This is a genomic window from Pseudomonas sp. GB2N2, from assembly GCF_054897705.1.
Genome location: NZ_CM142701.1, coordinates 392,579 through 416,644, shown reverse-complemented (window position 1 = coordinate 416,644; position 24,066 = coordinate 392,579). Strand labels below are relative to the sequence as shown.

The following is a 24,066-nucleotide window of genomic DNA, read 5'->3' as shown; positions in this document are numbered from 1 at the left end:
ATCGCTGGCAAGCCAGCGATGGCGCCAGCAAGACCAACTAATTTCTTTCGGCCAAAAACGCCAACAATACTTCGGTCACAAACGCCGGATTCTCCAGATTGGAGATATGCCCCGCCTCCGGCACCAGCACATGCGGGCAGCCGATCAGCGCTGCCATCTCCTTCGTTTCCGACGGTGGCCTTGGGATGTCCTGATCGCCACACACCACCAGTGTGGTACGCGCATTCAACTCGCCCAGTCGCGACATCAGATCGTCCCGTCCAAAGGTAATCCGGCCCATCGGCACGATGCTCTGGCGCAAACGATCCGCAGGCAGAGCCGCCAGCGAAGCACGAAAACCCTGATACAGCGCCGACTCTCGATCGATACCGGGACGGAAAAAAATCGGCACCACGATATCCAGCAACTGTGGCGTTATCTCGCCGGCGTCTTCGATCTGTTTCAGCAGCGAGAAGTAATAATCACGGGTCGGCTCCGGCTCGCGGCCGAGGTAAGTGTCCATCAGCACCAGACCGTTGATTCGCTGCGGTGCCAACACCGCCAGGCGTGCGCCCCACATTCCCCCGACCGACAGCCCCACCAGCGTGACCCGGTCGATGTCCAGATGATTGAGCAACATCAACTGCTGACGCGCGATGTCATCCAGCGACGTAGTGCCTTGGGGTAAAGGTCCGGATTGACCGTGACCCCAGAGGTCCGGAGCGATCACCCGATAATGTTGCGACAGGACAAGAATCTGCGGCAGCCACTGGGCGTGATCCCACAGGTAACTGCCGGCCAGCAGCACGGCGGGGCCTGTGCCTTGATCGATGTAGTGAAGTTTTTGTCCGTCAATTGTAAGGAATGGCATTGGCTGGTTCCTCTGGCGAAAAGGGAGGAGGCAGACTGGGCTGGCATGGTCTGGCCGTCAACGGAGCAATTGTCGCAAAATTAAAAGACGCCCATCAGACACCATAGATTTAAAGCCCCTCCAACTCCGCCATCAGATCATTCAAGCGATCCACCTTCTCTTCGGTGATATCACTTGCCGCCAATCCATCGATGTACCCGGCCAGTTCCGCCACCGTGCTGCACTCGAACATGGCCCGCAGCGGCACATCCCGTTGCAGCGATTTCTGCACCCGCGAAGCAATCTGTGTCGCCAGCAGCGAATGCCCGCCCAGTTCGAAGAAGTTATCGTGAATCCCCACTTTCTCGACCTTCAGCACCTCGGCCCAGACCTGCGTCAACGTTTGCTCCAGCTCATTGCGTGGCGCCTGGTAATCCTGGCTCTGTAACTGGCCGATCTCCAACGCCGGCAGCGCCTTGCGGTCCAGTTTGCCGTTGGCATTCAGCGGAAGACGCTCCAGCCAAAGCCAGTGCAGTGGCACCATGTATTCCGGCAGCTCGGCGCGCAGGCGTTGCTTGATACGCTCCAGTCGATCAGCCGGATTCAGCGCCGCATCGGCCGCGACCAGATACCCGACCAAATGCTTGCCGCTGACGCTTTCCTGGACACCGACCGCCGCGTCGCGCACCTCAGGCTGCTCGTGCAGGCGTGCTTCGATTTCCCCCAGTTCGATGCGGTAACCGCGAATTTTCACTTGATGATCGATACGCCCAACGTACTCCAGCACGCCGTCGCTGCGACGCCGCGCGAGGTCACCCGTGCGGTACAAGCGGTCACCTGGCTGGCCAAACGGATTCGGCACAAACACCTGCGCCGTGCGCAACGGATCGCTGACATACCCGCGTCCGACCCCGGTGCCCGCCACGCACAGCTCGCCCACCGCCCCCAACGGCACCAGTTCCAGCGTGCCATCGAGCAGGTACAAACGGTTGTTGTCGGTCGGCGTGCCAATCGGCAAGTAACTGCCGCGCGTCGAGGCCATGTCAACGCGGAAGAACGCCACGTCGTCCGAACATTCCGCCGGCCCGTAGGCATTCACCAGCCCGATGTCCGGGTAGCGCAGCAGCCATTGGTGCGCCAGTTCCGGCGGCATCGCCTCACCGGTCGCCAGCATCCAGCGCAGGCCGTCGCCACTCGTGCGTTCCTGGGCAAGCAGGCCCTGAATCAGCGACGGTACGCTTTCCAGTACAGTGACGCCTTGAGCCGAAACGTGCTCCAACAAGCCCTGAGGATCATGAGCAATGGCGTTCGGCACGATGTCCACCCGTGCACCGAACAATGGCGCGGCGAGGAACTGCCAGACGGAGATGTCAAAACTTTGCGAAGCGGTCTGCGCGATCACATCGGCCTCGCTCAAATTCAGGTACGGCACCTTGCTCAACTGGTTATTGAGCATGCCGCGCTGCTCGACCATCACGCCCTTCGGCAGACCGGTGGAACCCGAGGTGTAGATCACGTAGGCGATGTTATCCGGGCTGTTGTAGATACCTGGATTCGCCACCGAAACATCACTCGCCTGCACGTCTTCCCATACCAGCAATTGCGGACGAACCGCGCCTTCGAACTCCTCCAGCAACGCCACCGCCTGATCACGACAGGCCTGCGTGCACACCAGCAACGGCGTGCGGCTCAGGTCGATGATCCGGCTCAGCCGCTGACTCGGCAGCGCCGGGTCCAACGGCAGATAACCGGCGCCCGCCTTGAAACTGCCGATGATCATCCCGAGCAGATCGAGGTTACGCTCGGCCAGCAACGCCACTGGTTGATCCAGCCCGACGCCGGCCGCGATCAGTGCACGGCCGAGGCGGTTGCTGCGCTGGTTCAGCTCGACGTAGCTGTGTTGCCGGTCGAGGCAACTGGCGACGATCCGTTGTGGATGCCGCGCCACCTGCGCTTCAAACAACGCGACGTAGCTTTGCTCCAGCGGGTAATCGTGTGCGCTCTGGTTGCAGCCGTGGGTCAGGTAGTCTTGTTCCTCGGCCCCCAGCAGCGGCAAGTCCGCCATGTCGCCATGGAAACCTTCGACCAGCGCCAGCAACAGGCGCTTGAACTCGCCGAGCATGCGTTGGATGGTCGATTCGTCGAAATAACGCTGGTCGTAGGACAGGTGCAAGCCAAGGTCATCGCCCGGATAACACACCGCCGTCAGCGGGAAGTTGGTGTGGGTGCGGCCCGAATCCGAGGTCGCATTGAGGCTCTGCGCGCGGTCCAGCACCGAGACTTCCACCGGGGCGTTTTCGAACACGAACAGGCTGTCGAACAGCGGCTGACCCTTGGGTAATTCGCTGTGCTCCTGAATGCTCACCAGTGGCAGGTAGTCGTACTCGCGCAGTTGCATGTTGCGGTCGAGCAAGCCGCTGAGCCATTGGCGCACGCTGCAACGCTGATCGTCCTCGGGCATCTTCACCCGCAGCGCGATGCTGTTGATAAACAGGCCGACGGTGCGTTGCATTTCCGGCATGTCCACCGGGCGCCCGGCCACCGTGACGCCGAACAACACGTCGCGATCACCGCTCAAGCGCCGCAGCACCAGGGCCCACGCCGCTTGGGCGAAGGTGTTGATGGTCAGCTGATGAGCTTGCGCCAGTTCACGCAATTGCGCACCGTCGCGGGCATCGAGCCGGGTGTAGCAATCACCGACGAGCATGCCGCCGCTGTCGCCGGCATGCTCGCGCAGGAACGGCCGGTCGCTCGGGATCGGCGTGGTGCGTTCGAAGCCTTGCAAGTTGCTTTTCCACCACTGCCGCGCCTCGGCCAGATTCTGGCGTTGCAGCCAACCGATGTAGTCACGATAACGTGGCGGCACGCCCAGTTGCGCGTCCCGGCCTTCGCCCAGCGAGGTGTAGATTTCGAAGAAATCGTTCATCAGCAGCGAGCGGCACCAGGCATCGATGAGGATGTGGTGGTTGCTCATCATGAACCAGTAGCGCGCCTCACCCACGCGAATCAGGCGCAGGTGGAACGGCGCCTGGTTGAGCAGATCGAACCCGGCTTCACGCTCGCGTTTCAGCAACGCCTGCAGCTTCGGTTCGTGCTCGGTTTCAGCGATCAACGTCCAGTCCAGGTACTCGATCGGCGCGCTGCCCGGCTTGTGGATCACTTGCAGCATGTCCTCGCCGACGTTCCAGCAGAACGACGCACGCAAGGCTTCGTGACGGGCGATCACCGCTTGCCAGGCCTCGGCGAAACGTTGCGGATCAAGCGCGCTGTTGATGCGGTAGCGGTCCTGCATGTAGTAGAGGCCGGTGCCCGGTTCCAGCAAGGTGTGCAGCAGCATGCCTTCCTGCATCGGGGTCAGCGGGTACACGTCTTCGATGGCGGCGGCCGGAATCGGCAACGCATCGAGCTGCGGCTGGGTCAGTTTGGCGAGCGGGAAGTCCGACGGCGTCAGGCCACCGGCGTCTTCGCGCAGGCAATGTCCGATCAGGCTGTGCAATTCGCCGAGGTAGGCGTCCGCCAGTTCGCTGACGGTGTGCGCGTCGTAGCGTTCGGCGCTGAAGGTCCAGCGCAGCACCAGTTCACCGCCGTAGACCTGACTGTCGACGCTCAGCTCATTGGGCAGCGGCGCTTTCGGATCGTGGGCGGCACCGACCGGCTCGTCCAGCGGACGGAACAACGCGTCCGCGCCGAAGCTCTGGTCGAACTGCCCGAGGTAGTTGAAGGTGACGGGTGCCGCCGGCAATGTGGCCATGGCGTCACGGCACAGGTCATCAGCGAGGTAACGCAGCACGCCATACCCCAAACCTTTGTGCGGCACGCCGCGTAATTGTTCCTTGATCGCCTTGATCGAAGCGCCCTGCCCGGCGGCTTCTTCGATGTTCAGAGGGGTCAGGCGCAGCGGGTAAGCGCTGGTGAACCAGCCGACGGTACGGGTCAAGTCGATCTCGTCGAACAGCGTCTCGCGACCGTGGCCTTCAAGTTGAATCAGCGCCGATTTCTCGCCGGTCCAGCGGCACAGCACGCGGGCCAATGCGGTCAGCAACAGGTCGTTGACCTGCGTTCGGTAGGCGCTCGGCGCCTGTTGCAGCAACCGGCGAGTGGACTCGCTGTCGAGGCGCACGCTGACGGTTCGCCCATGGCGATTCTGCCGGCCACCCTGCGGACGCTCGCACGGCAACCCGGCGCTCGGCCCGGCCAGTTGCGCCTGCCACCAGCTCAATTCTTCACGCAAAGACTCGCTGCTGGCATACGCCTGCAAGCGTGCGGCCCAGTCCCTGAAAGCGCTGGTTTTAGCCGGCAGTTTTACGGGCCGCCCAGCCTCCAGTTGGCGGTACACCGTTTGCAGATCATCGAGCAACACGCGCCAGGAAACCCCGTCCACCACCAAATGGTGGATCGCGAAGAACAACCGTTGCTGGCCTTGCGGCCCATCGACCAGCAGCACCCGCATCAGCGGCCCCTGCTCGAGGTTGAGGCTGCGTTGCGCATCGGCGAACAGCGCCGCGCATTTATCCATCGCCGTTACACGTACTTGCCACAACACCGGCGTATCCGACACCGCTTGGTGAACGGCCGACCACTGTCGTGCGGCCTCAGCAAAGCGCAGGCGCAAGGCGTCATGCTGTTCGATCACCGCCAGCAGCGCTTGCTCCAGAAGATGGGGCTCCAGCATCACCATCGGTTCCAGCAGCAACGCCTGGTTCCAGTGCTGACGCTCTGGCATGTGGGTATCGAAGAACCAGTGCTGGATCGGGGTCAGGCGCGATTCACCGATCAGCAAGCCCTGCTCGGCCTTGACCTGCTCGGTGCGGCTGGCCACGGTGGCCAACGTCTGCACAGTCTGGTGCTGGAACAGGTCTCGCGGACTGAAATGAATGCCCTGCTGTCGCGCGCGGCTGACCACTTGAATCGACAGAATCGAGTCGCCACCCAGTTCAAAGAAATTGTCGTTGAGGCCAACCTTTGTCACGTTCAACACGTCGCACCAGATCCGCGCCAGCGACAGCTCAAGCGCGTTACTTGGCGCCACGTAGTGCTGACGGTTCAGCTCCGGGTCGGGGGCGGGCAAGGCGCGGCGGTCGAGTTTGCCGTTGGCCGTCAGCGGCATGCTCGCCAGCAGGATCAGGTGGGTGGGCACCATGTATTCCGGCAGCTGGGATTTGAGGTGATTTTTCAGCGCTTCACGCAGCTCGGCTTGTTGTATTTCGTCCTGCTCGGCGACGTCCGCCACCGCAGTGCTTGCCACACAGTACCCGACCAGTTGCTTGCCGCTCGGCGCATCCAGCGCCAGCACTACCGCTTCACGGATCGATGGATGATCGAGCAGACGGGTTTCGATCTCCCCCAACTCGATGCGGAAACCGCGAATTTTCACTTGATGATCAATGCGTCCCACGTACTCCACCAAACCATCGGCGCGCTGACGCACCACGTCGCCGGTGCGATACATCCGCCCGCCATCGTCGGCGAACGGGTTGGCCACGAAACGCTCCGCCGTGATTCCCGGACGCTGGTGATAACCCTGCGCGAGACCGGCACCGCCGACGTATAACTCGCCGGTCGCGCCTTGCGGCACCAACGCCAGGTCGGCGTCGAGAATGTACGCCACGCGAGCGCCAACCACGCTGCCGATCGGCACGCTGCCCATGCCCTCTTCGAGGTGTTCCGGCGCGAGACTGGCCAGCGGCATGACCACGGTTTCGGTCGGACCGTAGGCGTTGAAGAACAGGCTCGGTTTGAACGCTGCGCGAATTCGCGCCAGGTGTTCGCCGGTCAAGGCTTCACCGCCAGTGATGCACATGCGCACCGGCAGGGTTTCGCCCTGCGTCGCCAGCCAGTGCGCCAACTGGCTGCCGTAGCTCGGGGTGAAACCGAGAATATTAATGTGATGACGACGGATCAGCTCGCAGATTTCTTGCGCATCCCACTGGCCTTGAGCGCGCAACACCACGTGCGCACCACTCAGCAGCGGCACCAGCAAACGCTCGGTCGCGGCGTCAAAGTTGATCGAATAGAAGTGCAGTTCGCAGTCGTCCGGGCGCATACCGAAACGCTCGATCACCGCTTGGCAATGCATGGCGATTTCACCGTGGGACACCCCCACACCTTTCGGTTTGCCGGTGGAGCCGGAGGTGTAAATCAGGTACGCCTGATGCTCCGGCAGGCTGATGAAGGGCAGCTCGGTGTCCGGGTAATTGGCCAGTGCAGAGGCGTCTTCTTCCAGGCACCAACGGGCGACGGTATCCGGCAGATCACCGAGGGCTTCGAACACTGCTGCATCGCTGAGCAGCAATCCGATGCCGCTGTCTTCGATCATGTAATGCAGGCGGTCGAGCGGGTACTCCGGATCGAGTGGCACGTAGGCGCCGCCAGCCTTGAGGATCGCCAGCAGGCCGATGACCATTTCCAGCGAACGCTCAAGCGCCAGACCGACACGCACCTGCGGCCCGACACCGCGCTCGCGCAGACTCCAGGCCAGGCGATTGGCGCGGCTGTCGAGCTCGGCGTAACTCAGGGTTTCACCGGCGAACGTCAACGCCGGCGCGTCCTTGCGACGAATAGCTTGTTCGCTAAACAGCTGATGGATGCACTGATCCAGCCGATGCTCGCCCGGCTCGACGCCAAGGCTGTCGAGTAGGTTTTGCTGTTCCAACGCTTCCAGCAACGGCAACTCGCTGAGACGCTGTTGCGGATTGGCGAGCAGCGCTTCCAGCAGGTTGCGCCAGTGCCCGGCCATGCGCGCAATGCGCGGTTCGTCGAACAGATCGGTGCTGTAGGTCAGGCAGCAGCCCAGCCGATGATCCAGATCGGTGACTTCGAGGTTGAGGTCGAACTTGGTCGCCCGCGCATCGTTGGCCAGGTACTCCACGGTCATCCCTGCAAGTGTGCGGCTCTGCTGGAATTCCCAGCGCTGCACGTTGCACATCACCTGGAACAACGGGTTGTAGGCAGCGCTGCGCGGTGGCTGCAAGGCCTCGACCAAATGATCGAACGGCAAATCCTGATGGGACTGGCCTTCGATCACCGTATGGCGCACCTGCTCGAACAATTCGCCGACCGACATTTGCCCGTCGAGCTGGCAACGCAGCACCTGAGTATTGAGGAACGCGCCGATCAGCCCTTCGCTTTCCGGACGGATACGGTTGGCCACCGGCGCGCCGATGCGTAGATCCGTCTGGCCGCTGTAGCGGTAAAGCAGCACGGCCAGCGCGGCGGTGATGGTCATGAACAACGTCAGACCATTTTGCGCGTTGAAGGCCCGCACCCGTGCAGCGAGGTCGTCGCTCAAGTCGAAACGGAACAGCTCGCCCTGATGGCTTTGCACCGAGGGACGCGGGCGATCGGCGGGCAACTCCAGCAATGGTTGTTCGCGACCCAGTTGTGCGATCCAGTAATCGAGTTGGCGCTGACGCTCGCCGGATTCCAGCCACTGACGCTGCCAGACGCTGTAATCCAGGTATTGCACCGGCAACGGCGCCAGCGGCGATTCGCGGTCATCGACGAACGCTTCGTAGAGCGCGCTAAGTTCACGGGCAAAGATGTCCATCGCCCAGCCTTCGGTGACGATGTGGTGCAACGTCAGCACCAGGTAATGTTCCTGCTCGGCGGTCTTGACCAGACAGGCGCGCAGCAGCGGTCCGGTTTCCAGATCGAAGGGTGTGTGCGCTTCGCTGTCGGCTAGCGCCTGCACCCGCTGTTCGCGCAGGTCGGCCTCCAGCGCCGAGAAGTCTTTCCAGTCCATGCGCATTCCGGTTTCCGGATGCACTTGCTGTTGCGCCACACCGTCGGCGCTCGGGAACGTGGTGCGCAAGGTTTCGTGGCGCATGATCAGCGCTTGCAACGCGGTCTCGAAGCGCCCGACATCCATCGCCCCGCGCAACCGCGCTATGCCGCCGACGTTATAGGCCGGGCTGTCCGGCTCCATTTGCCAGAGGAACCACATGCGCTGCTGCGAATAGGACAGCGGCACCGGCTGGCTGCGGTCGACTTTGTCGATTGGCGGTTGCTTGTTGGTGCTGCCGCTGGCCTGGATCTGGCGGACCTGATCGGCAAAGGCACCCAGTTCGCTGTTTTCGAACAAGGTGCGCAATGGCAACTCGACGTCGCAAGCCTGACGGGTGCGGGAAATGATTTGCGTGGCCAGCAACGAATGACCGCCAAGGGCGAAGAAATCGTCGCGCAGGCCGATCTGTTTCAGCCCCAGCACCTCGGCCCAGATCGCGGCGATTTGCTGTTCGAAGTCAGTGACCGGCTCGACGTGTTCGCGCATGTGCCACAGCGGTTCCGGCAAGGCGCGACGGTCGAGTTTTCCGCTCGGGCTCAGGGGCATTTCGTCCAGACGCATGAGTTGCGCCGGGACCATGTATTCCGGCAGCTCGGCCGCCAGCGTGGTGTTCAGGCGTCTAGTTTGAGCGTCTTCGCTTTCACGGGTTGCGCTGGCGGTGTAGTAACCGATCAACTGCCCGCCGGCGGCGGTGTCGCGCACCAGCACCACGGCCTGTGCGACGTTGTCCTGGGCCAGCAGACGCGCTTCGATTTCTTCCGGTTCGACGCGAAAGCCCCGCAGTTTGACCTGCTGATCAAGGCGGCCGAGGTATTCGATCACGCCATCGGCGGTCCAGCGGGCACGGTCGCCGGTGCGATACAGACGTGCGCCGTACTCGCCCAGTGGGTCGACCACAAAGCGCTCAGCGGTCAGCGAAGGCCGGCCCAGATAACCCCGGGCCAGGCCGATGCCGCTGATGCACAGTTCACCGGGCACACCGGCTGGCACCGGATTGAGCTCGGTGTCGAGCACCCGGCAAATGACGTTGCCCAGCGGTCGGCCAATCGGCGAACGCTCGCCATCGGCGGTGCTGCAATGCCAATGAGTGACGTTGATCGCGGTTTCGGTCGGGCCATAACGGTTGTGCAGTTGCACCGCCGGCAGGTGTTCCAGCACGCAGTTACGCAACTGCGCCGGCAACGCTTCACCGCCGGAGAATACCCGACGCAGGCTGGTGCATTCGGCGCTCAGCGGTTCGTCGATAAACAACGAGAGCAGCGGCGGCACAAAGTGCAACGTGGTCACGCCGTGCTGCTGAACCAGCTGCGCGATGCGATGCGGATCACGGTGCTCTCCGGGCCCGGCAATCAGCAACCGCGCGCCGGTGATCAGCGGCCAGAAGCACTCCCACACCGATACGTCAAAACTGATCGGCGCCTTTTGCATCAGCACGTCGCTGTCGTTCAGGTGATAGGTGTTCTGCATCCATTGCAGGCGCTCGGCGAGGGCTGCATGAGTGTTACCGACGCCCTTCGGCTGACCGGTGGAGCCGGAGGTGTAAATCACGTAGGCAAGGTTGTCTCCGTGCAAATGCAAGCCCGGCGCCTGGCTCGGCCAGTTCTCCAGGTGCAGCGCATCCATGGCAATCACGCTGACGCCATCGGTGGCCGGCAAGCGATCCAGCCATTGAGTTTGCGTCAGGAGCAATTCCACGCCGCTGTCGCCGAGCATGTAGGCCAGGCGTTCGGCCGGGTAATCCGGGTCCAGCGGCACGTAGGCGCCGCCGGCCTTGATGATCGCCAGCAGACCGATCAGCAGCTGCGGCGAACGCTCGGCGGCGATGGCCACGCACACATCCGGGCCGACACCTTTGTCGCGCAGGTAATGCGCCAGGCGGTTGGCCTGGGCGTGCAGTTCGGCGAAATCGAGGCTGCCACCGTCCCCTGTCAGCGCGATGCGATCCGGGGTCAGCCGTGCCTGTTCGTTGAGCAGTTCAGGCAGCCATTGGACGGCCGGAGCACAGGGTACAACGCTCCAGTTTTCTTGCTGATCGCGCTCAATTGGCGTCAGCAATGGCAGCTCGCCGATGGTCATTTCCGGTTGTTCGCAAACGGCGCGCAGCAAGTTGCTGAAGTGCTCGGCAAGGCGCTCGATGGTGCTGGCGTCGAACAGTTCGCTGGCGTAGTCGAAGGATAAGGTCAGGCGCCCTTGACGGTCTTCTTCGCTGTGCAGTTGCAGGTCGAACTTGGCTTCGCGGCTGTGCCATGGCAGTTCTTCGGCGAGCAATCCGGGCAGGCGACGCAGCGCGCTCAAATCCCGTTGCTGATGGTTGAACAGGGCCTGGAACAAGCCCTGTTCACGGGCCTGCGGGAACGCTTCGAGGAGTTGCTCGAACGGCAGATCCTGATGGGCTTGCGCGCCCAAAGCCGCCTGACGGGTTTGCGCCAGCAGCTCGACAAAAGGCCGCCGTGAATCCACCTCGGCGCGCAGCACCTGGGTGTTGATGAAGAAGCCGATCAGGCCCTGGGTTTCCAGGCGCGGACGGTTGGCGTTCGGCACGCCAATGCGGATGTCGCGCTGGCCGCTGTAGCGGTGCAGCAGGGTCTGGAACGCCGCGAGCAACAGCATGAAGGACGTGGCGTTACGGGCCTGAGCAGTTTGGCGAATCGCATCGCTGAGGGCTGCATCCAACCGCACTGTGTGGCGCGCGGCGCTGTGTAACTGCTGCGCCGAACGCGGGTGATCTGTGGTCAGGTTGAGGGTCGGGTGCTCATCGCCCAACTGGGTTTTCCAGTAGGCCAATTGCCGTTCGCCCTCGCCTTGCGCCAGCCATTGACGCTGCCAGCTGCCGTAGTCGGCGTACTGGGTCGGCAGTGGTGCCAGCGTCGCCATGTGGCCTTGGGACGTCGCCGCGTACATGCGCGAGAATTCGTCGATTAACACGTTCAGCGACCAGCCGTCCGCGATGATGTGATGCAGCGTCACCAACAGTTGGTGATTCTCATCATCGAGGCGCACCAGGGTTACCCTCAGCAGCGGGCCTTTCTCCAGGTCGAACACCGTGTGTGCTTCATCCTCACGGATTTGTTGCGCGCGGCCCTCACGCTCGGCGACGGGCAGGTCACTGATGTCGATCCGTTGCACGTTGAATACGCTGGCGGCATCGACCTGTTGCAGCGCCACGCCATCACGTTCGAGAAAGTGTGTGCGCAGGGATTCATGGCGTTGGATCAGTTGCTGGAAGCTGGTGCGCAACGCCTCTTCATCCAGTCCGCCACGCAAGCGCAAGGCGCCGGGAATGTTGTAGGCGCTGCTGTTCGGGTCGAGTTGCCAGGTGATCCACAGACGGTTTTGTGCCAGGGATTGCGGCAGCGCTTCGCTGCGCGACAGTGCATGGATCGCGCCTTGGGCGAGGCCGCCGTCCTGTTGCAGTTGAGCAACTGCGGCGGTAAATCCGCCGAGGGTAGGCGCCTCGAACAGCAGGCGCAGGTTCAACTCAAGACCCAGCACTTCACGCAGGCGCGCCACCACTTGCGTGGCGGCGATGGAATTGCCGCCGAGCAGGAAAAAGTGGTCGTCGGCGCTGACCCGTTTCACCTGTAATTGCTCGGACCAGTTCTGTCCGATCAGGGTTTGCAGTTCTGAAGCCAACTCGGCCTCTGCCTCCTCAGCAGTGGCCGCCGACGGGAACACTGCGTAGCTGTCGAGACTTCCATCCGCCAGGCGATTACGACATGCCGAGCGTTGCAGTTTGCCGCTGGACGTCTTCGGCAAGGCGCCCGGATTGAGCAACACCACCACGCTCGGCGCTTCCTGAAATGCCTCGGCCACGGTCTGGCGAATGGCTTTGATCAACGCGTCGGGGGGCAGGATTTTCTGCACGCTGCGGCTGATTTCCGCGGCGATACCGATGCCTTCCTGACCGTCGATATTCACCGCAAAGGCGGCGACACGACCTTTGCGCACCACCTCCACTTCACGCTCGATGGCCTGCTCGAGGTCTTGGGGGTAAAGGTTGTGACCGCGCACGATCAGCAGGTCTTTCAGGCGCCCGGTGACGAACAGCTCACCCTCGCGCACAAACCCCAGGTCGCCCGTACGCAGCCACGTCTTGCCGGCGTGCCGGACGAAGGTCTTCGCGCTGGCCTCGGGGTTGCGCCAGTAGCCGAGGGCGATGCTCGGCCCGCTGGCCCAGACTTCACCGACCGCGTTGTCGGCCAATTCGTTGAGCGCTGACGGATCGACAATCAACACCGCGTGATCCGGCTGGCTGATGCCGCAACTCATGATCGCGCTGCCCTCGCCTGCCGTCGCACGGTTCTGCGTCAGGGCTTGATCGTCCACGCGCAGATTGCCGATGCCTTGGCCACGGCGTGTGCCTGCGACAAACAAGGTGGCCTCCGCCAGACCGTAGGACGCCATGAAACTGTCCGCTGTGAAACCGCACGCGGCGAACTTCTCGGTGAAACGCTCCAGGGTGTCGAGACGAATCGGTTCGGAGCCGGAATAGGCGACACGCCAGCCACTTAGGTCCAGGCGTTCCAGCGCCGATTCGCTGACCCGTTCGCTGCACAACCGATAAGCGAAATCCGGTCCACCGCTGATGGTGCCGCCGTATTCACTGATCGCTTCCAGCCAGCGCAATGGCCGACCCAGGAAGTACGCCGGCGACATCAACACACACGGCACGCCGCTGAAAATCGGCTGCAGCAGACCGCCGATCAGGCCCATGTCGTGGTACAGCGGCAGCCAGCTGACGATCACGTCATCCGGATTCAGGTCGATGCCGAAGCCATGGCGGATCAGCAATTCGTTGGCCGCCAGGTTGCCGTGACTGACTTGCACACCCTTCGGCAACGCCGTGGAGCCGGAGGTGTATTGCAGGAAAGCGATGTGCTCGTCTGTCAGGTCCGGTTCGACCCAACGTTGCGCCAGCGCGGCATCCAGGGTGTCGACACACAGCAGCGGCGGCGCGCCTTCGATGTGCTGCAACCCGTCGCGCAAGTGCGCGCTGGTCAGCAGCAACCGTGGTTCGGCATCGCTGATGATCGACAGCAGACGTTCCTGATGTTGACGCTTGGCCGACTCCGGCGGATAAGCCGGCACCGCAATCACCCCCGCGTACAGGCAACCAAAAAACGCCGCGACGTAATCCGGGCCGCTGGGAAACAACAGCACCGCGCGATCGCCCGAATCGGTTTCAGCCTGCAATGCACCGGCAATCGTGCGCGCCCGTTGATCGAGTTCGCGATAACTGAGTACCACGGTCTGATCCGCGGTTTCGGCGAGAAAACGCAAGGCCACCCGATCCGGCGTCAGGGCCGCGCGGCGCTGAAGGGCTTGGACCAGGGTGCCAGGTATTTCGAACGCGTCAGTCATGAGGTTTCCACAGGGTTATGGGGATTGCGCTGTTCCATTCACCAATGAGAACGGATGACGTCTTGAAATAATTAGTCGCCAGGCTGGATCGCCCATGGGGTTGGCTGCGGCTGCATGCATCGGCGTGTCGCAGTTCTCACTCTGCACCAATGAGACGCATTAGTTCTCTTTCTCAATTGACAATCATTATCATTCAGAATAATTTGTCGCTCGATGTGTAGGACGACTGCGATCCATTGACCGTCCCGCGACCCCCTTTGCAGCAAGGTGATTTCCATGACGGAACCAGTATCCACAAGCAGGTGCGATTCACCGCTACTTCAGGCCTTCGTCGACAATCGGCTGATTCTGGTCAAGATCGCGGCGCGTATCACCGGCTGCCGGTCTCGCGCCGAAGACGTGGTTCAGGACGCGTTCTTTCGCCTGCAATCAGCGCCGCAGATCACGTCCTCGATCAAGGCTCAGTTGAGTTACCTGTTCCAGATCGTGCGCAACCTGGCGATCGATCACTACCGCAAACAGGCGCTGGAGCAGAAATATTCGGGGCCTGAAGAGGAAGGGCTGAACGTGGTGATTCAAGGCGCTTCGCCGGAAACCTCGCACATCAATTTCTCGACCCTGGAAAACATCGCCGACGCACTGACGCAGCTGCCGACTCGCACCCGTTACGCCTTCGAGATGTACCGCCTGCACGGTGTGCCGCAAAAGGACATCGCCAAGGAACTCGGCGTCTCACCGACCCTGGTGAATTTCATGATTCGCGATGCGCTGGTGCATTGCCGCAAAGTGTCAGGGAGTCGGGCGGATACTTTTGCCCGCCGTTAAAACCATCGCTGGCAAGCCAGCTCCTACAAGGTTTTGCGTCGTTTCCAAATCATGCGGCACACACACCCTGTAGGAGCCGGCTTGCCGGCGATGGCTGACTCAAGACCAAATCAGGTCTTGGCCTCAAACATCACGCCAACCCACACCGCTCAAAAAACCGTTCCCGCCCCACCACCATCAGCGCCGCACGTTTGTGGGGGAAATCGAACTCTTTCTCGCAGTGAAATCGCTGTCCCTGCATATAGCCGATCATCTTCGCGTTGTCGGCGCGCGGCTCGGCGACCACCCGCTGGGTCCGTGGATCATCGAGAAACAGGTAATGCGTCAACGCCGATAACCAACTGGCCACCTTGTGCGGACCGCGATGGTTTTCCTCGCCAACCAGCATGTGAATGCCACGGTCGTAGTCGCCGGCCTCGCAGAACGGCGCGATGCGATCTTCCCTGGCCCAGTAGGCTTCGAAATAGGCAAACGGCTGATCATCGAAACAGCCGATCAGCGTCACCGTGTGGGGATCGGCTTCGAGTTTGCCCAGGTACTCGCGATGCTGTTCCAGGCTGCCCTCTTCCTGCCAGAAACGGGCGACCCGCGCACTGTTCTGCCAGCGGTTGAAGCGGGGCAGATCCACCTCAATGTCCACCGTTCGCAGGGAAATCCACGCGCCAAGTCGCACATCGAAACGCCGATAAACTTCACCCCGCGGTTTCGCCGGGCGCAGCGGATGACGTTTGCCGCCGCTGATGATCATTTGCTGTGGGTAGCTGCTGGTCTGCGACGTGCGCAACCACGGTTGAGGCAACTGCCAGAACAGTGTGCGTTCGCAGTGATATTGACCGGTGCCGTCGGTGGGAATCAGCAAGCCGCTGAGCAAGGCTTGCGCAGGCACATCTTCCAGGTGCCACGTCAGACGCTGGCGCCCCGGGTCACGGGCAAACAGCCAATAGCTGGCGGTCCACACGGCCTGATTGTCGACACGCGCTTCGACCCGCACCTGCAACTCGGGCTCGCGCGTCAAATACAGGGTAACCAGTGGCTGCGTGTCCAGACTCAGACTCAGGCGGTTTTCGCTTTCTTCAGCAATCAGGCGACTGCCCGTCGGCAAGGTCAGGGCAGTCAGGTCATTCAGATCGGTCATGGGTCGGGCTCACGGTAATCGTCGACAGTTCAACGATGTGACGTCAGCCAGCGCGAAAAATTTAAGCGAAGCAGGCAAATGCACGAGCCGTATCGCGTGTTTAACTGCCCGGAACCGGCACCACTGCGATCTTGTAAGGATCGAAAATCTTCAGCATCTGGCCGTTGTCGCGCAGCCGTTGCAGCAACTTGCCGAAGGCCTCGCCGCTGATCGGCGCTGCCGGACGAAGAATGGCGTAGTGGTGGTAGACCTGATCGACCCGCTCGGACACCAGCAACTGATCGCCGACTTTTTCGTTGCGCAGCAGGTAATCGCTCAGGTAGGAGCGGGTCACCAAGGCAATGTCGGCGCGCCCGCGCAGCACCATCAGCAGGTTGCTGTCGTGGGAATAGGTCAGCGTGGCGTTGTAATTTTGTGCAAGGGTTTTCGGGTCGGCGTTGAAATTGGCAAATTCATAGTGATAGCCGCTGAACAGCGCCAGGCGCTTGCCTGCGAGGTCGGCGAAATAGTTCTGCTGACGATTCGGCAGGCGTTGCGCGACAAAAATCTCGGCGTCTTCCAGGCCCATGTCGACGTCGGTGTGGGGGATTTCTTTCCAGCCCCAGTCCGGGTTCTCGAAAATCGCCATGTCCACGCGGCCTTGCTTGAAGTCACCGAAGCGTCGCGGAATGGACGTCGGCACCAGCACAAACTGATAATCGCCTTGCGAAGCATTGAGCGCTTCTACCAGTTGCGGCAACAGACCGGTGTCGGCGCCGGACTCCGGACGCACGGTATAAGGCGGAAAATGTGCGGCACCGATGCGCACCAGCGCTGCGGCGGGGGACGGCAATACCCACAACGCCGCAAGCGCCGCCAGCAAAAGCCGCGAAGCCGTCCGAATTGGCGAAGACATCAAAACGACCTACTCCCCATAAAAATACTCATCAGTCCATTCAAGCCAGGTGGTTTGAGCCACTTAGCCAGTTTCCAGCGGTCCTGCGCAATCTATTGTTTTTCTTCCAGCACCAGAATCAACGCCTCATCGGCCAATTGATCAAGGTTCATGCTGCCACCGGCGCGAAACCAGGTGGTGGTCCAGGACAGCGCGCCAGTCAGGAAACGCCGGGTGACGAACACGTCACCGCGAATAAAACCGGCGTCCTTGGCCTCCCCCAGCACTTGCAGCCAGAGGTCTTCGTAGAGGTCGCGCAGCGCCAGAACCTGCACCTGACTGTCTTCGGACAGCGAACGCCATTCATACACCAGCACCGCCATGGCCTCGCCGCTGCCGCCCATGATCGACTGCAATTCACAGCGGATCAGCGCCAGCACGCGCTCGCGCACGCTGCCGGCGTCGGCAATCGCTGCGCGCATCAACGCCGTGTTGTAGCGAATGGTCTCCTCCATCACCGCGCGCAAGATCTCGTCCTTGCTTTTGAAGTGATGAAAAATACTGCCCGACTGGATGCCGACGGCGCCCGCCAGATCACGTACCGTGGTGCGTTCAAAGCCTTTGTTGCGAAACAGGTGAGCCGCCACTTGCAGCAATTTGCCGCGAGCGCTGTCCGGATCGGTCAACTGGCCGCTGTCGACCAATTCGCGCATGACCCTCAGGGCTTTTTGCTCGTCCACCCGTTCTCTCCTACAGTCCAGTTCACCGCCATAAAACAGCGGGGTTGCGCGGGCAATTTAAGCCGGCAAACGCAACCAAGCAAGCGCTCGGGGAGAAGATATTCCAGTCATTTACAAACCAAGCGCTTGCTTGGTAGTCTCGACGCACGTCTGAGGGAGGTGGCTATGCAAAAGTCTGTGCCTGAAACGATTCGCATCGGTTGCGCCAGCGCCTTCTGGGGCGACACCTCGACCGCCGCCGCGCAACTGGTGGACGGCGGCCATCTGGATTATCTGGTGTTCGATTATCTGGCGGAAATCACCCTGTCGATCATGGCCGGTGCGCGGATGAAAGATCCCCAGGCCGGGTATGCCAGTGACTTTATCGAAGTCCTCAGCCCGCTGCTGGGGCAACTGGCCGAACAGAACATCCGTGTCATCAGCAACGCCGGCGGGGTCAATCCACAGGCCTGCGCTGCTGCGCTGCAAGCAGCCTGCGACAAGGCTGGTGTGTCGCTGAAGATCGCCGTGTTGCTGGGCGACGATCTGCAACCGCAGCTCAAACACCTGAGCAGTCGCGGTATCCACGAAATGTTCAACGGCGCGCCATTGCCCCCGCTGTGCGTCTCCACCAATGCCTACCTCGGCGCTCCAGGCATCGTCGAAGCCTTGCGTCTGGGCGCGGACATCGTGATCACCGGGCGCGTGGTCGATAGCGCCGTGGTCAGCGCGGCGCTGGTGCATGAATTCGGCTGGTCATGGCACGATTACGACAAGCTTGCCCAAGCCGCCCTCGCCGGCCACATCATTGAATGCGGCGCCCAGTGCACCGGTGGCAATTTCACCGACTGGCGCGACGTGCCCGACTACGAACACATCGGTTTCCCGATCGTCGAGGTCAGCGCCGACGGCCAGTTTATCGTCAGTAAACCCGAAGGTTCCGGCGGCCTGGTCACGCCGCTGACGGTCGGCGAGCAGATGCTCTATGAAATCGGCAATCCGCAGGCGTATCTGCTACCCGATGTGATCTGCGATTTCACCCAGGTCAAACTTCAGCAACAAGGCCGAAACGCGGTTCAAGTGCACGGCGCCAAAGGCTTGCCGCCCACCGATCAATATAAGGTCAGCGCAACGTACCCGGACGGATTCCGCTGCACCGCCAGTTGCCTGATCGCCGGGATCGACGCCGTGGACAAGGCCCGGCGCGTCAGCGAAGCGATCATCAACAAGACATCCGGGATTTTCAGCCAGCGCGGCTGGGGGCCCTACAACGAAGTGAACATTGAACTGCTCGGCAGCGAAGCCACGTACGGCCCCCACGGCCAACGCCAGGACAGCCGCGAAGTGGTGATCAAACTCGCTGTGCGACATCCGAACAAACAGGCATTGATCGTGTTCTCCCGGGAAATCGCCCAGGCCGCCACCGGTATGGCGCCGGGGTTGACCGGAATCGTCGGCGGGCGGCCGACGGTGTATCCGCTGATCCGGCTGTTCTCGTTCCTCATCGACAAAAGCGCCTGCACGCTGGAGATTGATCTCAACGGTCAGCGCCATCCGTGCGCCCTGCCCGCGCCCGATTCGCTCGCCACCGCCGATCTGCCCGTGCCGTTCGATCTGCCCAAACCCACCGGCCGTGCCGATGCCAGCGTGGCGCTGATCAAACTGGCGGTCGCGCGCTCCGGTGACAAGGGCAATCACAGCAACATCGGCGTCATGGCCCGCAATCCCGAATACCTGCCATGGATCGCCGAAGCCTTGAGCCCGGCAGTGATCGTCGACTGGATGAGCCACGTGCTCGACCCGGTTCATGGCCGCGTCGAGCGCTGGTACTTGCCCGCAACCCATAGCCTGAATTTTCTGCTGGAAAACGCCTTGGGCGGCGGCGGTGTCGCCAGTCTGCGGATCGATCCGCAAGGCAAGGCCTTCGCCCAACAACTGCTGGACATCCAGATTCCGGTGCCGCAGCGCATCGCTGACCAGGTCAACTAGAGGACTGCCGCCGTGGCCTACGATTCGATTTTCAAAGCCGATCTGTTTGCCGGCCAAAACATCATCGTCACCGGTGGCGGCAGCGGCATCGGCCGTTGCACCGCCCATGAACTGGCGGCCCTCGGCGCCCATGTGCTGTTGATCGGGCGCAAGGCCGACAAACTGAAAAGCGTCGCCGCCGAGATTGCCGAAGACGGCGGCAAGGCTGACTGGATGACCTGCGATATCCGCGAGGAAGAAGCGGTCAAGCACCTGGTCAGCGAGCTAATCAAAAAGCACGGCCCGATCCACGGGCTGGTGAACAATGCCGGCGGGCAATACCCGTCGCCGTTGGCCTCGATCAACCAGAAGGGTTTTGAAACGGTGATGCGCACCAACCTGGTCGGCGGTTTCCTCATGGCCCGGGAAGTGTTCAACCAGTCCATGAGCAAACACGGCGGCGCCATCGTCAACATGCTCGCCGACATGTGGGGCGGCATGCCCGGCATGGGCCACTCGGGCGCGGCACGTTCGGGCATGGACAACCTGACCAAGACCGCTGCATTCGAATGGGGTTACGCCGGGGTGCGGGTCAATGCGGTGGCGCCCGGCTGGATCGCTTCCAGCGGCATGGATACTTACGAAGGCGCGTTCAAAGCGGTGATTCCAACCCTGCGCGAACATGTGCCGCTGAAACGCATCGGCACCGAATCGGAAGTCAGCGCGACAATTGTGTTTCTGCTCAGCCCGGCGGCGGCGTTTGTCAGCGGCAGCACCTTGCGCATCGACGGTGCCGCCAGCCTTGGCGGTCGGGCGTGGCCGATCCACAAGGCGACGAACAGCGAGTCGTACAACGGTTTTCATCGGGCGTACCTCCCCGACGTCCTCAAGGACAAGGAATAAGCCATGCCGGTGATCCAGACGCAGATCGACCCGCACAGCGAACAGTTCGCCCGCAACCATGCGGCGATGCTGGCCGGCATCGAGCACGTTCGGCAGCTCGAACAAAACCTGCTGAACAAGGCGGCCGAAGCCAAAGCGAAGTTCGACAAGCGCGGGCAATTGCTGCCCCGTGAACGCCTGAATCTGTTGCTCGACCCCGGCGCACCTTTCCTCGAACTCGCGAGCCTGGCCGGCTATAAATTGCATGACGACAAGGACGGCAGCTCGGCGGGTGGCGGCTTGATTGCCGGGATCGGCTACGTGGCCGGCGCTCGAGTTTTGGTGGTGGCGAACAACAGCGCGATCAAGGGCGGGACGATTTCCCCCAGCGGCTTGAAAAAATCCCTGCGCCTGCAACAGATCGCCATGGAAAACAAACTGCCGGTGATCACCCTCGCCGAAAGCGGCGGCGCCAACCTTAATTACGCCGCCGACATTTTCGTCGAAGGCGCGCGTAGTTTTGCTAATCAGGCGCGGATGTCGGCCATGGGCTTGCCGCAAATCACCGTGGTCCACGGCTCGGCCACCGCCGGCGGCGCATATCAGCCAGGGCTGTCGGATTACGTGGTGGTGGTGCGTGGCAAGGCCAAGCTGTTTCTCGCTGGCCCGCCGCTGCTCAAGGCCGCCACCGGCGAAGTCGCCACCGATGAAGAATTGGGCGGCGCCGAGATGCACGCGCAGATCGCCGGCACCGCCGAATACCTGGCTGAAAACGATGCCGATGGCGTGCGTCAGGTTCGGGAAATTGTCCGGTTGTTGTCGTGGAACGATCAACTGCCGTGGTTGCCCGAGCGTCCGTGGGAGGCACCGCTGTACCCCGTGGATGAACTGCTCGGGCTGATTCCCGATGACCCGAAAAAACCCTACGACGTGCGCGAAATCATCGCGCGGATTGCCGACGCGTCGAACTTTCTCGAGTTCAAGGGTGAGTTCGATCAGCAGACCGTTTGCGGTCACTTGCAGATTGAGGGCCGCGCCTGCGGCTTCATCGGCAACAACGGTCCGATCACGCCCAAAGGCGCGAGCAAGGCGGCGCAGTTCATTCAGCTCTGCGACCAGAGCCGCACGCCGCTGCTGTTTTTTCACAACACCACCGGTTTCATGGTCGGCACCGAGGCGGAACAACAAGGCGTGATCAAGCACGGCGCGAAAATGATCCAGGCAGTCGCCAACGCGCGGGTGCCGAAACTGACGATCGTGGTCGGCGGTTCCTACGGCGCCGGCAATTACGCGATGTGTGGACGCGGCCTCGATCCACGTTTCATCTTCGCCTGGCCGAACAGCCGCACGGCCGTAATGGGTGGTGCTCAAGCGGGCAAGGTGCTGCGCATCGTCACCGAGGCCAAACAGCTCAAGGACGGCCTGGTGCCCGACCCGAAAATGCTCGACATGATCGAGCAAGTCACCGCGCAGAAACTCGACAGCCAGTCCACCGCGCTGTATGGCAGCGCCAGTCTGTGGGACGACGGCTTGATCGATCCGCGGGATACCCGGACCTTGCTCGGTTACTTGCTCGACATTTGTCATGAGGCCGACCTGCGGCCGCTGCACACCAACAGTTTTGGCGTCGCCCGGTTCTGAGCCGGCCAGAGGAGAACAATAAAAATGATCTTCACCCAGGAACACGAAGCATTGCGCCGTACCGTTCGCCAGTTCGTCGATCGCGAGATCAATCCGCACGTCGAGGAATGGGAAAATGCCGGGCGATTTCCGATCCATGAGCTCTTTCGCAAGGCCGGTGAACTCGGCTTGCTGGGGATTTCCAAACCGGAAAAATTCGGCGGCATGGGGCTCGACTACAGCTATTCAATCGTCGCCGCCGAGGAGTTCGGCACCATTCATTGCGGCGGGATTCCGATGTCCATCGGCGTGCAGACCGACATGTGCACCCCGGCGCTGGCGCGATTCGGATCGGATGAACTGCGTGAAGAATTCCTGCGCCCGGCCATCACCGGCGATCAGGTCGGCTGCATCGGCGTTTCTGAAGTGGGTGCGGGGTCCGACGTGGCTGGGTTGAAAACCACTGCCCGCAAGGACGGCGACGACTACGTGATCAACGGCAGCAAAATGTGGATCACCAACTCGCCGAGCGCCGACTTCATTTGCTTGCTGGCCAATACGTCGGACGACAAGCCGCACATCAACAAGTCGCTGATCATGGTGCCGATGAACACGCCGGGCATCAGCCTCAGCTCGCACCTCGACAAACTCGGCATGCGCAGTTCCGAAACCGCCCAAGTGTTTTTCGACAACGTGCGCATCCCGCAACGCAACCGCATCGGTCACGAAGGCGCGGGGTTCATGATGCAGATGCTGCAATTCCAGGAGGAACGCCTGTTCGGTGCCGCGAACATGATCAAGGGCCTGGAATACTGCATCGACAGCACCATCGAATACTGCAAGGAACGCCAGACCTTCGGCAACGCGCTGATCGACAATCAGGTCATCCACTTCCGTCTTGCCGAATTGCAAACCGAAATCGAATGCCTGCGTGCGCTGGTCTATCAGGCCACCGAGCAATACATCAAGGGCCAGGACGTCACGCGCCTGGCGTCGATGGCCAAACTCAAGGCCGGACGCCTGGGCCGCGAAGTCAGCGACAGTTGCCTGCAATATTGGGGCGGCATGGGCTTCATGTGGGACAACCCGGTGGCCCGGGCCTACCGCGATGTGCGGCTGGTCTCGATTGGCGGCGGCGCCGACGAAATCATGCTGGGGATCATCTGCAAACTCATGGGCATCCTGCCGGGAAAGAAAAAATGAGCGCACTCCCAAATCTCCCAAATTGCCAGACACTCCTGCTTGAACCGCACAACGGCGTCTTGCACATCACTCTCAACCGCCCGGAAAGTCGCAACGCCATGAGCCTGCAGATGGTCGCCGAGTTGCGTTCAGTGCTGGCAACGGTGCGCGATGACCGTGAGATTCGCGCCCTGGTGATCGGCGGCGCCGGTGGGCATTTTTGTGCCGGTGGCGACATCAAGGACATGGCCAACGCGCGCGCTCAAGGATCAAACGCCTACCGTAATTTGAATCGCGCGTTTGGCGCGCTGCTGCAGGAAGTGCAGCACGCGCCGCAAGTGGTGATCACCGTGCTGCAAGGTGCGGTGCTCGGCGGAGGACTGGGCCTGGCGTGCGTCAGCGACGTTGCGTTGGCCGATCATCAGGCCCAATTCGGTTTGCCGGAAACCAGCCTCGGTCTGTTGCCGGCGCAGATCGCCCCGTTTGTGGTGCAGCGCATCGGTTTGACCCAGGCTCGCCGGTTGGCGCTGACCGCTGCGCGGTTCGATGGCACCCAGGCGCGGCGCATGGGGCTGGTGCATTTTGTCGAGCATGATGCGCAGGCGTTGGCCGAGCGTCTCGATGAAATTCTGGCCCATGTGCTGTGCTGCGCGCCGGGGGCGAACGCGACGACCAAAAAGCTGTTGCTGGCCAGTGCCGGACAGCCTGCGGATGCGTTGCTGGATGAGGCGGCCGAGTGGTTCAGCGAAGCGGTGACCGGGGCCGAAGGGGTCGAGGGAACGATGGCCTTCGTGCAAAAACGTAAACCGGGGTGGGCGCCATAAAAGCTTCGCTGGCAAGCCAGCTCCCACAGGGTTTTGTGAACGGCACAGACCTGTGTGGGAGCTG

The 24,066-nt window shown here is 61.9% G+C and carries 11 protein-coding genes; 6 read left to right on the top strand and 5 right to left on the bottom strand.

The window, feature by feature from the left end:
* Positions 1–37: 37 nt before the first annotated feature.
* Positions 38–850 (bottom strand): alpha/beta fold hydrolase, encoded by an 813-nt coding sequence (locus ACYZT4_RS01955; RefSeq protein WP_461984825.1) that lies wholly within the window; start codon positions 848–850, stop codon positions 38–40.
* 109 nt (positions 851–959) lie between these two features.
* Entirely contained in the window at positions 960–13,973 is a 13,014-nt protein-coding gene (locus tag ACYZT4_RS01950) for a non-ribosomal peptide synthetase (RefSeq protein ID WP_461984824.1), read from the bottom strand.
* Positions 13,974–14,249: 276 nt separating this feature from the next.
* Between ACYZT4_RS01950 and ACYZT4_RS01945 the strand changes: the two genes are divergently transcribed.
* Complete coding sequence (locus ACYZT4_RS01945; protein ID WP_461984822.1) at positions 14,250–14,798, top strand: RNA polymerase factor sigma-70; 549 nt, start codon at positions 14,250–14,252, stop codon at positions 14,796–14,798.
* A gap of 130 nt (positions 14,799–14,928) precedes the next feature.
* On the opposite strand, the gene ACYZT4_RS01940 is transcribed toward ACYZT4_RS01945, so the two are convergent.
* The 3 genes from ACYZT4_RS01940 to ACYZT4_RS01930 all read right to left on the bottom strand — a co-directional run bounded on the left by ACYZT4_RS01940 (position 14,929) and on the right by ACYZT4_RS01930 (position 17,547).
* The gene (locus ACYZT4_RS01940) at positions 14,929–15,933 is read right to left on the bottom strand and encodes a GNAT family N-acetyltransferase (protein WP_461984821.1); all 1,005 of its coding nucleotides are present in this window, start codon (positions 15,931–15,933) and stop codon (positions 14,929–14,931) included.
* Between the two features lie 100 nt (positions 15,934–16,033).
* On the bottom strand, positions 16,034–16,828 hold the full coding sequence (locus tag ACYZT4_RS01935; protein WP_461984819.1) for a substrate-binding periplasmic protein: 795 nt from the start codon (positions 16,826–16,828) through the stop codon (positions 16,034–16,036).
* A 92-nt stretch (positions 16,829–16,920) separates the two neighbouring features.
* Complete coding sequence (locus ACYZT4_RS01930) at positions 16,921–17,547, bottom strand: TetR/AcrR family transcriptional regulator (RefSeq protein ID WP_461984818.1); 627 nt, start codon at positions 17,545–17,547, stop codon at positions 16,921–16,923.
* 177 nt (positions 17,548–17,724) lie between these two features.
* Here ACYZT4_RS01930 and ACYZT4_RS01925 point away from each other — a divergent pair, with 177 nt between their 5' ends.
* From ACYZT4_RS01925 to ACYZT4_RS01905, 5 genes are read left to right on the top strand one after another with little or no spacing between them, the layout of a single operon-like run.
* Positions 17,725–19,515, top strand: a complete 1,791-nt coding sequence (locus ACYZT4_RS01925) for an acyclic terpene utilization AtuA family protein (protein WP_461988516.1) — start codon at positions 17,725–17,727, stop codon at positions 19,513–19,515.
* A gap of 12 nt (positions 19,516–19,527) precedes the next feature.
* A complete protein-coding gene (locus ACYZT4_RS01920; RefSeq protein ID WP_461984816.1) occupies positions 19,528–20,397 on the top strand; it encodes an SDR family oxidoreductase in 870 nt (289 codons plus the stop codon).
* A 3-nt stretch (positions 20,398–20,400) separates the two neighbouring features.
* The gene (gene atuC, locus ACYZT4_RS01915; protein WP_461984814.1) at positions 20,401–22,017 is read left to right on the top strand and encodes a geranyl-CoA carboxylase subunit beta; all 1,617 of its coding nucleotides are present in this window, start codon (positions 20,401–20,403) and stop codon (positions 22,015–22,017) included.
* A 24-nt stretch (positions 22,018–22,041) separates the two neighbouring features.
* Positions 22,042–23,199, top strand: a complete 1,158-nt coding sequence (atuD, locus tag ACYZT4_RS01910; RefSeq protein ID WP_461984812.1) for a citronellyl-CoA dehydrogenase — start codon at positions 22,042–22,044, stop codon at positions 23,197–23,199.
* On the top strand, positions 23,196–24,002 hold the full coding sequence (locus tag ACYZT4_RS01905) for an enoyl-CoA hydratase/isomerase family protein (RefSeq protein ID WP_461984810.1): 807 nt from the start codon (positions 23,196–23,198) through the stop codon (positions 24,000–24,002). The genes atuD and ACYZT4_RS01905 overlap by 4 nt, the downstream gene beginning before the upstream one ends.
* The last annotated feature ends 64 nt before the right edge of the window (positions 24,003–24,066 follow it).

Excerpts from the sequence above, each read along its gene's own strand:
- ACYZT4_RS01955 (WP_461984825.1), bottom strand. The coding sequence starts at position 850 with ATGCCATTCCTTACAATTGACGGACAAAAACTTCACTACATCGATCAA.
- ACYZT4_RS01950 (WP_461984824.1), bottom strand. The coding sequence starts at position 13,973 with ATGACTGACGCGTTCGAAATACCTGGCACCCTGGTCCAAGCCCTTCAG.
- ACYZT4_RS01945 (WP_461984822.1), top strand. The coding sequence starts at position 14,250 with ATGACGGAACCAGTATCCACAAGCAGGTGCGATTCACCGCTACTTCAG.
- ACYZT4_RS01940 (WP_461984821.1), bottom strand. The coding sequence starts at position 15,933 with ATGACCGATCTGAATGACCTGACTGCCCTGACCTTGCCGACGGGCAGT.
- ACYZT4_RS01935 (WP_461984819.1), bottom strand. The coding sequence starts at position 16,828 with ATGTCTTCGCCAATTCGGACGGCTTCGCGGCTTTTGCTGGCGGCGCTT.
- atuC (WP_461984814.1), top strand. The coding sequence starts at position 20,401 with ATGCCGGTGATCCAGACGCAGATCGACCCGCACAGCGAACAGTTCGCC.
- atuD (WP_461984812.1), top strand. The coding sequence starts at position 22,042 with ATGATCTTCACCCAGGAACACGAAGCATTGCGCCGTACCGTTCGCCAG.
- ACYZT4_RS01905 (WP_461984810.1), top strand. The coding sequence starts at position 23,196 with ATGAGCGCACTCCCAAATCTCCCAAATTGCCAGACACTCCTGCTTGAA.